A 13,029-nucleotide genomic window follows, 5' to 3' on the forward strand; every position below is an offset into this window, starting at 1 on the left:
GGGGGACGGCGCGACGGTACGCCCGGGGCGTTAACTCGGGATGAACCTCCGACGTCAGCGCAGTTCGCGCAGTCGCGCCGCGACGCCGCCGGAGCGGTTCGTGCGCCGCTCCGAGCCGACCGCGATCGCGAGCAGCACGGCGCCGGCGGTCGCGAGCGTGATCCACCACGGCAGCGACTGGATGCCGCGGCCCAGCTGCGAGGCGAAGACGACGACGTTCTCGATCGGCAGCGCCGCGATGCCGATCACGAAGGGCGCGTGCAGTCGCAGGGTGACGCCGCCGAGGATCGCGACGAGTGCGACGGCGATGACGAGGATGGCGCGCCACGTCTGCGGGTCGGTGCCGGTCGCGACGACCGAGGGCAGCAGGGTCAGCACGAGCCCGGGCGCGAGCAGCTGACGCGAGCCGCGGAAGCCGGCGGGCCAGGAGTCGAGGGTCGCCTCCGTCGTCCAGCGCTCGCGCGCTCCGGGTCGCAGCTCGGCGACGAAGTGCACGGCGCCCGCCGCGAGCACGGCGAGGCCGAGCGGCAGGGAGAACACCTCGACCCGCAGCTCGCGCTGGCTCCAGCCGGCGACTCCGACGATCCAGGCGAGCGTGTAGACGATCCAGGCCGGCGGCAGCGCGGTCGCGCCGTGCAGGGTCGCGCGGGCGATGACGACGACGAGGGCGAGCAGGGCCATCATGAGCGTCCACATCGCCCAGATCGCGAACCACTCGTGGCGGATCGCCGTCAGCGGGGTCAGCGCGAGCAGGGCGACCGGCGTGACGAGCACCCAGCGCGAGCGGGCGATCCCCGCGCGCAGCGGCGACCGCTCGGTCAGCGCCCGCGAGCTGCGGACGGCGACCACGGCGGCGCCGAGCACGAGCAGCGCACCGCCGACGGCGAGAAGCAGCGCCGGCGCCATGACGGCGCGATCGCCGAGCGGCGTCGCATCCGACCGCGCGCCCAGGCGGATCCCCTGTGCGAGCGTCGCCGTGGCGGCGACGGCCGAGATCGTGACGAGCGGCAGTTGCAGGCCGACGAGGCGTCCGCGCAGCCCCGATCCCGGACGCACCAGGGCCCCCGCGAGCAGCAGGACGAGGGATGCGGCCAGCAACCCGATCGTGCGCCACGGCAGCACGGCGCCCTCGCCGTTGCCGACCACCGCGAGCAGCGCGAGCGTCGGCGCGACGGCGGCGGCGAGGCCGACCGAGGCGAGCCCGAGTCCGGCGCCGCGACGCAGCAGCAGCACGACGCCGACGATCGCCGCGCCGAGGGTCGGCGGCAGCAGATAGGGCTCGGGCACGCCGACGCCCGCCAGCGCCCAGACGCACCAGAGCGCCCCCGTCCAGCAGGCCGCCGCGAGCCACCATCCCGAGCGACGGCGCGCGAACACGGCCGAGGCGGCGGCCCCGATGCCGGCGATGAGGAGCACGAGGCAGGTCGTGCCGAGCCCCGAGGCCTCGCGCACCAGCGCGAGCAGCACCGCGATCGCGCCCGTGACGTAGGTCGAGGCCTCGATCGCGATGACGGCGGTGCGCACCTGCACGGCCGGGAGCCGGTCGGCGAGTCGGCTCTCGATCGCGCCGAGCGCGCCGAGCATCGCGGCCACGACCACGGCGATGATCGGCAGCGTCACCGGCGAGGCGCTGCCCGAGAGCAGCTGCGCGCCGAGCGAGATGATCGCCACCGCGAGCGAGGGCACCACGATCGACGCCGCGATCGTGCGCACGGCGACGCCGATCGCACGGCTCCGGATCACCAGCAGCGTGAACGCGACCGCGCCGATCAGCGTGGTCGACAGCGCCGTCCAGCCCGAGCGCTCGAACAGCACCGAGATGACGCCGATCGAGAACGGCACGACGGCGACGATGAGCACGGCCAGCCACCAGCGGGCCGGGATGCGCGGCACGAGCGTCGCGACGAGCGCCAGCAGCGCCGCCGCGGAGGTGACGATGCTGAGCAGCACGATCTGCTCGACCCCGGCCAGGTCGAGCGCGGTCGCGAGCACGAAGAGCGCCCAGCCGGTGCCGACGCCGACGTGCCAGAACCGCATCCGCCGCGGCACCGTCGCAGCGGCGAAGGCGACGGCGACGAGTCCGCCGATCCCGGCGATGACGACGATGGACGAGTCGGCCCACGAGGCGAGCACGCCGGCGAGGGCGGCGAGGTGCGCGAGCACCGCGAGGGGCGCACGGGTGCCGGGCCGCACCCGCCGCAGGCGCGGAACGAAGCGGAGGGCGAGCGCGGTCGCGACGGCGACCGCGAGGAGGGCGCTCACCTGAGCGACGAGCGGCATCCCGGGCCAGAGCGCGGCGCCCAGCACGGCGGCGGCGCCGAGCCACAGTGCGACGCGGGCGCCGGTGCGCACCCCGGCGACGGTGCCCGATCCGCGTCGCGCCGACAGACGCGGCGCGATCGCGAAGCCGGCGGCGACGGCGAGGAGGCCGACCACGAGCGCGGCTGCGGCCGAGGGCGGCATGGTCGCGAGCGCGGCACCCGGGGCGATGTCGCCTTCGCCGCCGGAATCCCGCTGCCCGAGGCCGCGCAGCGGACCCGTGAGCGGTGCGGTGAGCACCAGCGCGACGCCCGCGGCGACCGGGAACGCCACGGCGATCAGCGCGGTCAGTGCGCCGCCGTCGAGCATCCGCGGCTGCGGCAGAAGGCGTGCGGGAAGAGCGGCGAGCACGATCATCGCGAGCACCGCGGCGGCAGGGACGACAGCGACGTACCAGGCCGAGTCGGCGAAGCGGATGGCGAGCGGAGCGGCGAGAGCGGCGCCGGTCGCGAGCAGGCCCGTCGCGAAGCTGAAGAAGCCGGGCAGCTGCCCTCGCGCGGCGACCGCGCAGAGCGCCGCGAGCAGCACGGTGACGAGCGCGCCGAGCAGGATCGGGTCGCCGTCCGGTCGCCACGAGAGCAGCGGCAGCAGGCAGATGACGACGCTGCCCAGCGCGATCTGCGCCGAGGTCGCGGTCACCCGGTCGACCCGCATCGTGCCGAGGCGCGCCTCCAGTCGGGCGAGCACGACGAGCGGCCACGCGATCGCGAGCGCGACCGAGGCGAGTAGCAGCAGCTCGGCGCCGAAGACCGAGCCGGGAACGGGCGTGAGCAGCACCGGCACCGTCACGATCGCGACCATGCCCGTCCACACCCAGGTGCGCAGCCGCACGACCGTGCCCAGCGTCGCGAGCAGGGCCCCGCCGACACCGCTGCCGATCGCGGCGAGCACCCACGGGTCGGGGCCGACGACGGCGAGCTGCTGGGCGATGCCCACGACGTCCAGCCCGATGAACACGACCCCGAGTCCGCCGATCGCCTCGCCCGAGAAGACCAGATCGCGGCGACGCAGCAGCCAGGCGCCGACGAGGAAGATCACGGTGACGGTGCCGACGATCGCGGTGCGCGCGCCCGCATCCGTCAGGTCGGGGTTGAAGAAGCTGAACACGAGGGCGGCGACCGCGAAGAGCCCGGCGCCCGCGACGGCGAGCACCGACTGCACGCTGAGCTGAGATGCGTGATCGGGTCGCGGCGCGGCGGCGACCGGGTTCGGCGAGCCGAGGTGCTGCGGCGGCGCGCCGGCGATCGACGCGGCGACCGCCGGGTCGGATGCCGGGGCGCTCGACGGGGCGAGCGGGATGGCGGGGCCGAGCAGCTCGGCCCCGGACCGCGAGGGCGGTGCGCCCCAGTGCGCCGGGCGGGATGCCGGGCCCGAGACGCGGGGCCCGGCCCACCCGGGGGCGGGCTCGCCGGCGACGTACCCGATGCCGGCGACCGGGGGACCCGTCGGGGACGCCTCGGTGACGCCGCCGACCCCGCCGACCTCGGCCGCCGAGATCGTCGGATCGGAGGGCAGCGCATCGACGAGCAGCTGACGCCGCTGCAGCGCGTCGGAGGCGTCGACCGAGGCCTGCCAGAGCGCCAGCGCATCCTCGCCGGCCACCCGCGCGCCGCAGGTGCTGCAGACGACGACGCCGTCATCCGCCCGGATCGGCGCCGAGCAGCGAGGGCAGAGAGTCGCATCGAGAAGGCGACGCACCGCGTCGTCGCTCCAGCTGGGCGTCATGATCCGGAGTGTAGGGATGCGCGGGGCGCCGACTCGCCCGATTCGGCCTGCGCGGGCGGACATTCAGGGCTGTCCCGACGGATCGTCAGTGACGACCCCGACGGCGTCACCCCCGAAGGCGGGCTGGCGTCAGCGGCACCGGGGACGCGCTGGCGCACTCGCGGCCGGTCTCGCGCGCGAGCCGTCAGTCCTGCGCCGCGAGGCGCGCCCGGAAGCCCGCCTGGTTATGCCGCGGCACGGTTCCCGGCTCGCCGAACATCAGCACGACCTCGGCCGTCACCTCGCCAGGGTTGTGCGCCGAGTGGGGCACGCCGGCGGGAACGTAGGCGGCGTCGCCCGCGCCCAGGTCGTGGCCGACGCCGTCGATGTCGACCTCGAGCCGGCCCGAGATCACGAGGTAGAGCTCGTCGAGGTCGCGGTCGGTCGAGTCGTCGTGGCGGTGCTCGCCCTCCGAGGCGCCCGGCTCGAAGCGCCAGAGCTGCACCGAGGGACCGAGGCGGTTCGTGTCGGGGAAGTACCAGTCGACGCCGACGGGCACGCCGCCGTCGTGTAGCGGGTAGGCGGTCTGCAGCTCGCCGCGGCGCTGGATGGTCATGCGAGGCGCTCCACGAGCGCGTCGAGCATGGGGGCGTCGACCCGGGCGAAGCCGGCTCCGCGCAGCGCGCCGAAATACAGCCCGTCGCTGACCAGCAGGATGATCTCGGCCTGCACCGGATCGGGCACGACGCGCGTCACGAGGTCGTGCCAGCCCTGCTCGGCTCGGCGCAGCGCGGCGGTCGCCGAGTCGCCGCCGAGACGGGCGAGGGCGACCATGACCCGGTCGAGCTCCTTGTCGGTCTCGATCGAGCCGCGCAGGAAGCGCTCGATCGTGCGCTGGGGGTCGGATTCGAGATCGCGGATGTCGTCGGCGGCGAGCCGGTCGAGGTGCTCGCCCAGCGCATCCACCAGGGCGGCCTTGCCGGAGAAGTGGTGCAGCAGCCCACCTTTCGACATCCCGGCGCGGCGGGCGACGGCGTCGAGCGTGAAGCCGCTCTCGCCGGATTCGAGCAGGAGGGCGACGGCGGCGTCGATCAGGTCGTCGCGGTGGGAATCGCGGGGCACCCGCTCAGTCTACGCTGGCAAACTATACCGACCAGACGGTACAGTTTCGGTCATGAGCTCCACGACCGACACCGCATCCACCCCGCTGACCGACGACGCACCCCGCGCCGGACGCCGCGGCTGGGCGGCGCTCGTCGTGCTCATGCTGCCGACGCTGCTCATCTCGATCGACAACACCGTGCTGAGTTTCGCCCTGCCGACCATCGCCCGCGACCTCGAGCCGAGCGCCCAGGCCCAGCTCTGGATCGTCGACGCCTACCCGCTCGTGCTCGCCGGCCTGCTCGTCGCGATGGGCAACTTCGGCGACCGCGTCGGCCGGCGGCGCATGCTGCTGATCGGCTCGAGCGGCTTCGCCGTCATCTCGGTGCTCGCCGCCTTCGCGCCCAACGCCGAGCTGCTGATCGCCGGCCGGGTGCTCATGGGCTTCTTCGGCGCCATGATCATGCCCTCGACCCTGTCGCTGCTGCGCTCGATCTTCCTGCACCGCGCTCAGCGCCGCCTCGCCATCGCGATCTGGGCGACCGGCTTCTCGCTCGGCTCGGCCATCGGCCCGATGGTCGGCGGGCTGCTGCTGCAGCACTTCTTCTGGGGCTCGGTGTTCCTCATCGCCGTGCCGGTGCTGCTGCCGCTGCTCGTGCTCGCGCCGATCCTCGTGCCCGAGAGCCGCGACCCGAAGCCGGGCCCGGTGGATGTGCTCGCCATCGTGCTCTCGGTGCTCACCGTCGCGCCGATCGTCGGCGCCGTGAAGACGCTCGCGACCGGGGGAGAGCTCTGGCTCGTCGCCGTGCTCGTGGCGGTCGGCGTCGTCAGCGGCGTGCTGCTCGTGCGCCGACTGCTGCGCAGCCCGACGCCGATGCTCGACGTGCGGCTCTTCCGTCGCGGAGCGTTCTCGGGGGCGATCCTCATCAACCTGGCGTCGGTCATCGCCCTCGTCGGCCTGATCTTCTTCGTCACGCAGCACCTGCAGCTCGTGGTCGGCCTCGACGCCTTCAGCTCGGCGCTCGTGCTCGGACCGGGCGTGCTCGCGCTGATCGTGTTCAGCTTCGTCGCTGTGCGGCTCGTGAAGCGCGTGCGCCCCGGCTACGTGATCGCCGGCTCGGTGCTCGCGGCGGGCCTCGGCTATCTCACGCTCGGGCTCGGCGGATCGGGCGTCAGCGTGACGCAGATCCTCATCGCCTTCGTGCTCGTCGGCGCCGGCATCGGCGCGGCCGAGACGCTGTCGAACGACCTCGTGATCGCCAACGCGCCCGCCGACAAGGCCGGCGCCGCGGCGGGCGTCTCCGAGACGGCCTACGAGCTCGGCGCCGTGCTCGGCACGACGATCCTCGGCGGGCTCGTGACGGCGCTCTACCGCGCCGAGCTGCACCTACCCGACGGCCTGAGCGCCGCGCAGGCGGGGTCGGCGCGCGAGACGCTGGGCGGGGCCATCCACGTCGCCGAGGGCCTGCCGGCCGAGCTGGGGGATGCGCTGCGCGAGGCCGCGCGCTCGGCCTTCGACCTCGGCGTGGTCTCGACCGCCTACGCCGGCGCCGCGCTCATGGTGGTCGCGGCGACGCTCGCGCTCGTGACCCTGCGCCGCGCGCGGGCCTGAGCCCGCCGCTGCCGCCGCCGGCATCCGCCTTCCCCAGCGCCCCGAACCCGCCGGGGATCGACCATCTCAAGGAGTTGCTGCAACTGGTGGGGCTGGTGTTGCTCACGCGTCACACGAGTGACAGCAACTCCTTGAGATCGTTTCGGGGAGAGGTGCCGAGCACGACGAAGGCCGCCACACCGGGTGCGTGGCGGCCTTCGTTCCGCGGATGCGGCCTCAACTCACTCGGGCAGACCGCTCACCCTGCTCACTCGGGCAGGCGGATCATCTTGCGGTTGAGGAACTCGCCGATGCCGACGGCACCCAGCTCGCGTCCGGTTCCCGACTGCTTCACGCCGCCGAAGGGCAGCTCGGCCGCCTCGGCGCCGACCACGTTGATGAAGACCATGCCGGCCTCGATGCGGTCGGCCACGCGCAGCGCCTGCTGCTCGTCGGGCGTGAACACGTAGGAGCCGAGGCCGAAGTCGGTGGCGTTGGCGATCTCGATCGCCTCGTCCTCCGAGTGCACGCGGTAGAGCGACGCGACCGGTCCGAAGAACTCCTCGCCGAAGGCGGGGTTGGCGCGGTCGATGTCGGCGAGCACACCCGGGAAGAACTTCGTGCCCTCGCGCGGCTGCGGGGCGAGCAGCGCCGTGGCGCCGTTCTCGAGCGCGCGCTTGACCTGGCCGTCGAGGCGCTCGGCGGCGGCCTCCGACGACAGCGGTCCGAGCTCGGTGTCGTCCGAGGTCGGGTCGGCCGGGGCGACCTGCGCGATCGCGGCGGTGAACTTCTCCGCGAAGGCGTCGTAGAGGTCGTCGATCACGATGAAGCGCTTCGCGGCATTGCACGACTGGCCGCCGTTGTCGAGGCGACCGGCGACCGCGGCCTCGACCGTGGCATCCAGGTCGTCGCTGCCGAGCACGATGAACGGGTCGGACCCGCCCAGCTCGAGTGCGACCTTCTTCAGGTGGCGGCCCGCGATCTCGGCGACGGCGGCGCCCGCGCGCTCCGAGCCGGTGAGGGAGACGCCGCGGATGCGACGGTCGGCGATGATCGGCTCGATCTGCTCCGTCGACGCGAACAGGTTCACGTAGGCGTTCACCGGGATGCCGGCCTCGTGGAAGATCTCCTCCTGCACGCGAGCCGAGTCAGGGCACTGCGGAGCGTGCTTGAGCAGGATCGGGTTGCCCACGATCAGGTTCGGTCCGGCGAAGCGGGCGACCTGGTAGTAGGGGAAGTTCCACGGCATGATGCCGAGCAGCGGGCCGAGCGCGGCCTTGCGCAGCAGGGCGCGACCGCCCTCGACCGCGATCGGCTCGTCGGCCAGCAGCGCCTCGGCGTTGTCGGCGTAGTACTGGTAGATCGCCGCGGCGAACTCGACCTCGCCCACGGCCTGGGCGCGGGGCTTGCCCATCTCGCGGGTGATGATCGCGGCGAGCTCGTCGACGCGGGCGAGGTGGATCTCGGCCACCTTCGCGATCGCGGCGGCGCGCTCGGCGACGGTGCTGGTGCGCGCCCAGGTCGACCAGGCGTCATCCACCTGGGCGATGGCGGCCTGCACCTCCTGGTCGCTGGCGAAGGGCACCTGGGTGCCGGTCTGCCCGGTGAAGGGGTCGACGACGGTGAATCCGGTCACGTTCTCTCCTTGCGCTGGTGGTGTTCGAAGGTCGTTCAGGATGCGGGGATGAGGGTGTACTTGACTTCGAGGTACTCGTGGATGCCCTCGGCGCCGCCCTCGCGGCCCATGCCCGACTGCTTCACGCCGCCGAAGGGAGCCGAGGCGTTCGACACGATGCCCGTGTTGAGGCCCATCATCCCGGTGTCGACGCTGGCGATGAGGCGGTGCCCGCGCGCGACGTTCTCGGTGAAGGCGTAGCCGACGAGGCCGTATTCGGTGCTGTTGGCGAGGCGCACGGCCTCCTCCTCGTCGCGGAAGGTGACGATGCCGAGCAGCGGGGCGAAGATCTCCTCGGTCAGCATGCGCGCGTCCTTCGGCAGGCCGGTGACGACGGTCGGCTCGAAGAAGGTGCCGTCGCCCTCGATCGCCTTGCCGCCGGTGAGCACGGTGGCTCCCTTGGCGACGGCGTCCTCGATGAGTGCGGCGCTGTTCTTCACGGCCTTGTCGTCGATCAGCGGGCCGATGTTGACGCCCTCTTCGGTGCCGCGGCCGACCTTGAAGGCGGCGACGCGGTCCCGCAGACGGTTGCCGAACTCCTCGGCGACGTCCTCGTGCACGATGAAGCGGTTCGCCGCGGTGCAGGCCTGGCCGATGTTGCGGAACTTCGCCAGCAGGGCGCCCTCCACGGCCTTGTCGAGGTCGGCATCCTCGAACACCAGGAACGGGGCGTTGCCGCCGAGCTCCATCGAGGTGCGCAGCACGTTGTCGGCGGCCTGCTTGAGCAGCTGGACGCCGACCGGGGTCGAGCCCGTGAAGCTGAGCTTGCGCAGGCGCGGGTCGGCGATGATCGGGGCCGAGATCTCGCGCGAGCGGTCGCTCGAGATGACGTTGACGACGCCCGCGGGCACGCCCGCGTCGATGAGCAGCTTCGCGAAGAACTGCGTGGTCAGCGGGGTGAGCGCGGCCGGCTTGATGACGACCGTGCAGCCGGCGGCGAGGGCGGGGCCGATCTTGCGGGTCGCCATCGCGAGCGGGAAGTTCCACGGGGTGATGAGGAACGCGGGGCCGACCGGGCGGTGCGACACGACGGTCGTGCCGGTGCCCTCGGGGTTGAGCCCGTAGCGGCCGGTGATGCGCACGGCCTCCTCGCTGAACCAGCGCAGGAACTCGCCGCCGTAGGTGACCTCGCCGTCGGCCTCGGCCAGCGGCTTGCCCATCTCGAGCGTCATCAGCAGGGCGAAGTCGGCGCGGCGCTCCTGCAGCAGCTCCCACGCCTTCCGCAGGATCTCGCCGCGCTTGCGCGGGGCGGTCGCGGCCCAGGCGTCCTGCGCGGCGACGGCGGCGTCGAGGGCGCGGATGCCGTCTTCCGGGCTCGCCGCCTGCAGCGTCGCGAGCACCTGGTTGGTCGCGGGGTCGCGCACGTCGAAAGTGCGTCCCTCGCTGCTGTCGACCCACTCGCCGCCGATGAGGAGGCCGGTGGGCACGCTGTCGATGAGCTCGCGCTCGCGGGCGGTGAGGGTCGTGGTCGTGTCGGTCACGTGCGATGTCTCCTTCGCGGGGTGGGCGTCGAGGCCCGGCGGGGATGACGGGAGCCCGCCGTCGGCGGGCTCCCGGGTGGTGTCTAGTTGGCGCGCAGGGCCTCGACGACGACGTCGAGCGCCTCGTCGAGCAGCTCGTCGCTGATGGCGAGCGGGGGCAGGAAGCGCACGACGTTGCCGTAGGTGCCGCAGGTCAGCAGCACGACGCCGGCCGCGTGGGCGGCCGCGGCGACCTTGCCGGTGAGCGCCGCATCCGGCTCGCCCGTGCCTGCGTCGACCAGCTCGATCGCCATCATGGCGCCGCGGCCGCGCACCTCGGCGATGCGCGGGTCGGCGCCGATGAGCTTGGCGCGGATGGCCTGCTCGATCTCGCGGGCGCGACGCAGCAGGTCGCCCTGCTCGTAGAGCTCGATCGCGGCGAGGGCCGCGGCGCAGGCGAGCGGGTTGCCGGTGTAGGTGCCGCCGAGTCCGCCCGCGTGCGGCGCGTCCATGATCTCGGCGCGGCCGGTGACCGCCGAGAGCGGCAGACCGCCGGCGATGCCCTTCGCGGTGACGACGAGGTCGGGCACGATGCCCTCGTGCTCGCTGGCGAACATGTCGCCGGTGCGACCGAAGCCCGACTGCACCTCGTCGGCGATGAAGACGACGTCGTTGGCCTTGGCCCAGTCGACGAGCGCGGGCAGGAAGCCCTCGGCCGGGACGATGAAGCCGCCCTCGCCCTGGATGGGCTCGATGATGATCGCGGCCAGGTTGGCGGCGCCGATCTGCTTCTCGATCTGGGTGATCGCGATCTTCGCGGCCTCGGCTCCCGACAGGCCGCCGTCGCGCAGCGGGTAGCTGAGCGGGGCGCGGTAGACCTCGGGGGCGAAGGGGCCGAATCCGCTCTTGTAGGGCATCGACTTGGCGGTGAGCGCCATCGTGAGGTTCGTGCGGCCGTGGTAGGCGTGATCGAAGGCGACGACGGCCTGCTTGCCGGTGTACGAGCGGGCGACCTTGATCGCGTTCTCGACGGCTTCGGCGCCCGAGTTGAAGAGCGCGCTGCGCTTGGCGTGGTCGCCGGGGGTGAGGCGGTTGAGCGCCTCGGCGACCTCGACGTAGCCCTCGTAGCCGGTGATGGTGAAGCAGGTGTGCGTGAAGGCGTTGACCTGCGCGGTGACGGCGGCGGCGACCTCGGGGGCGGCGTTGCCGACCGTGGTGACGGCGATGCCCGAGCCGAGGTCGATGAGCGAGTTGCCGTCGACGTCGACGACGACGCCGCCGCCGGCCGCGGTGATGTAGACGGGCAGGGTGATGCCGACGCCGTTCGCGACGGCGCTCTGCTTGCGGGCGTGGATCTCGCGCGAGCGCGGGCCGGGGATCTCGGTGACGAGGCGGCGCTCCTGGGGGAGCCCGGGGCCTCCGACGGTGGATGCGGTGCTGTCGACGAGCGTCATGCGCTGGCCTTCCTCGTGGTGATGGCGGTGGTGGTCGCGGAGCGGCGGTCGCTGTTCACGCTAGGCCCGGCGCACGAGGGATGCGATGGACGACTCGGCAGATTCACCAGCACCTCTGCCGAAACGGCAGGGTGTGGCTAGGGTGTGCCCATGCCGGTCACCGTCGACGATCTCCTGCGCGAACGCGAGTTCGCCCTCACCGCCCTGGTGCGCGGCGCCGAGCCGGACGCCGGGCTGGTGTGGGCATCCAGCTCGGACCTCGCCGACCCGACGCCCTTCCTCGCCGAGCGGCAGCTGGTGCTCACGACCGGCAGTCAGTTCGCCGCGGCCGAGCCGGGCTCCGAGCTCGGCGCGGTGATCGACGCCTACGTCGCGCGGCTGGCCGCGATCGGCGTCGTCGGCGTCGGCTTCGGCACCGAGGTGGTGCGCGCCGGCACCCCGGACGAGCTGGTCGAGGCCTGCCGTCGTCACGGGCTGACGCTGCTCGAGGTGCCGTACCGCACGCCGTTCCTGGCGATCAGTCGCTGGCTCGCCGCGCGGCTCGAGCGCGAGGCGCGCGCCCGCGACGAGTGGGCGCTCGCGGCGCAGCGCGCGATCTCGGCCGCCGCGCTCGGCGCCGGGGGAGTCGCTGCCGTGCTCGACGAGCTCGCTCGGCGCCTCGACGCCCGCGTGCTGCTCTTCGGCGAGAGCGGGGCCGTGCGGTCGGCGCATCCGCGCTCGGCGATCCGCCGCGACGGCGACGTCGATGCGCGCATCGCCGCCGAGGCCGCCCGCCTGCTGTCGGCGGGTCGGCGCGCCGGCAGCGAGCTCGAGGTGGATGGCGCGCACGTCTGGTTCCAGACTCTCGGCTCGGGCGGGCGGCTCGACGGCGTGATCGCGGGGGTCGCGGCGACCGGCTCGACCGCACCCGACCGGCCGGCGCGCGCCGTGGTCGCCGGGGCCGTCGCCCTGACCGAGGTCGCCGCCGGAGCGGCCCGCGAGGCCGTGCGCCTGGCGCGGGCGCTGCGTCGTCGCGCCCTCGTCGCTCTGCTGGCCGGGCGCCGCGACGACGCGGTCGGCCTGCTCGCCGAGCTCGGCGCGTCCGTGCCCAACGGAGCCGTGACGGTCGTGGTCGCGAGGCTCGACGAGGTCGCCGCCGACCGGGCCCTCGCCGTGCTCGGCGACGCGCTCGCGGCCGAGCTCGACGGTCGCCTCGTGCTCGTCGCCGAGACCCCGCGGGCCGCGGCGCTGGCACCGCGGCTCACGGCGCTCGGGGCGGCGGTCGGCACGGCCGCGCAGCTCGGCGTCGACGCGCTCGAGGCGGGCGTCGCCCGCGCCGGCACCGCGGCACGCCGTGCCGCGCCGGGGGAGATCGCCGACTGGGCGGCGCTGCCCGACGAGCCGCTGGGACTCGCCCTCGGCGCCGGCGGACTGCGCGAACTCGCGGCGGCGCGGCTCGGTCCGCTCGAGGACGACCCGGCCTCGGCCGAGCTGCTGCGCTGCGCGCGCGTCTGGCTGCAGAACAACGGGGCGTGGGATGCCGCGGCGCGCGAGCTCGGCATCCACCGGCACAGCCTGCGCGACCGCATGACGAAGCTCGAGCATCGGCTCGGCGTCGACCTCGCCCGCTTCGACGCACGCGCGGAGCTGTGGATGCTGCTGCGCGCCCGCGACGCCGCGACGCCGTGATCGTGTAGCGAGGGAGGCGTCTCCACATTGAATGCGAATTCGTATATGATTTCGTGC

Annotated in this window: 8 protein-coding genes; 2 read left to right on the forward strand and 6 right to left on the reverse strand. The window is 73.7% G+C overall.

Going from position 1 to position 13,029, the window contains the following annotated elements; all coding sequences use genetic code 11:
- Positions 1-54 precede the first annotated feature (54 nt).
- The 3 genes from BJ979_RS09455 to BJ979_RS09465 form a co-directional block, all read right to left on the reverse strand.
- The gene (locus BJ979_RS09455; protein ID WP_179567320.1) at positions 55-4,044 is read right to left on the reverse strand and encodes an SCO7613 C-terminal domain-containing membrane protein; all 3,990 of its coding nucleotides are present in this window, start codon (positions 4,042-4,044) and stop codon (positions 55-57) included.
- A 184-nt stretch (positions 4,045-4,228) separates the two neighbouring features.
- Positions 4,229-4,639 (reverse strand): cupin domain-containing protein, encoded by a 411-nt coding sequence (locus tag BJ979_RS09460; RefSeq protein WP_179567322.1) that lies wholly within the window; start codon positions 4,637-4,639, stop codon positions 4,229-4,231.
- Entirely contained in the window at positions 4,636-5,145 is a 510-nt protein-coding gene (locus tag BJ979_RS09465) for a TetR/AcrR family transcriptional regulator (RefSeq protein ID WP_179567324.1), read from the reverse strand. The genes BJ979_RS09460 and BJ979_RS09465 overlap by 4 nt, the downstream gene beginning before the upstream one ends.
- Positions 5,146-5,197: 52 nt before the next feature.
- Here BJ979_RS09465 and BJ979_RS09470 point away from each other — a divergent pair, with 52 nt between their 5' ends.
- A complete protein-coding gene (locus tag BJ979_RS09470; RefSeq protein ID WP_179567326.1) occupies positions 5,198-6,736 on the forward strand; it encodes an MFS transporter in 1,539 nt (512 codons plus the stop codon).
- 247 nt (positions 6,737-6,983) lie between these two features.
- Here the strand turns inward: BJ979_RS09470 and BJ979_RS09475 are convergent, their stop codons facing one another.
- The 3 genes from BJ979_RS09475 to gabT all read right to left on the reverse strand — a co-directional run bounded on the left by BJ979_RS09475 (position 6,984) and on the right by gabT (position 11,304).
- The gene (locus BJ979_RS09475) at positions 6,984-8,351 is read right to left on the reverse strand and encodes an NAD-dependent succinate-semialdehyde dehydrogenase (protein WP_179567328.1); all 1,368 of its coding nucleotides are present in this window, start codon (positions 8,349-8,351) and stop codon (positions 6,984-6,986) included.
- Between the two features lie 35 nt (positions 8,352-8,386).
- Positions 8,387-9,871: an NAD-dependent succinate-semialdehyde dehydrogenase gene (locus BJ979_RS09480; protein ID WP_179567330.1), complete on the reverse strand. Its 1,485-nt coding sequence runs from the start codon at positions 9,869-9,871 to the stop codon at positions 8,387-8,389.
- A gap of 83 nt (positions 9,872-9,954) precedes the next feature.
- Positions 9,955-11,304 carry a 4-aminobutyrate--2-oxoglutarate transaminase gene (gabT, locus tag BJ979_RS09485; protein WP_179567332.1) on the reverse strand — a complete coding sequence of 450 codons (1,350 nt, stop codon included), beginning with the start codon at positions 11,302-11,304 and terminating at the stop codon, positions 9,955-9,957.
- A 150-nt stretch (positions 11,305-11,454) separates the two neighbouring features.
- Here gabT and BJ979_RS09490 point away from each other — a divergent pair, with 150 nt between their 5' ends.
- The gene (locus BJ979_RS09490) at positions 11,455-12,972 is read left to right on the forward strand and encodes a PucR family transcriptional regulator (protein WP_179567334.1); all 1,518 of its coding nucleotides are present in this window, start codon (positions 11,455-11,457) and stop codon (positions 12,970-12,972) included.
- Positions 12,973-13,029 lie beyond the last annotated feature (57 nt).

The sequence above is a fragment of the Schumannella luteola genome, from assembly GCF_013408685.1.
In the GTDB taxonomy this organism is placed as follows: domain Bacteria; phylum Actinomycetota; class Actinomycetes; order Actinomycetales; family Microbacteriaceae; genus Schumannella; species Schumannella luteola.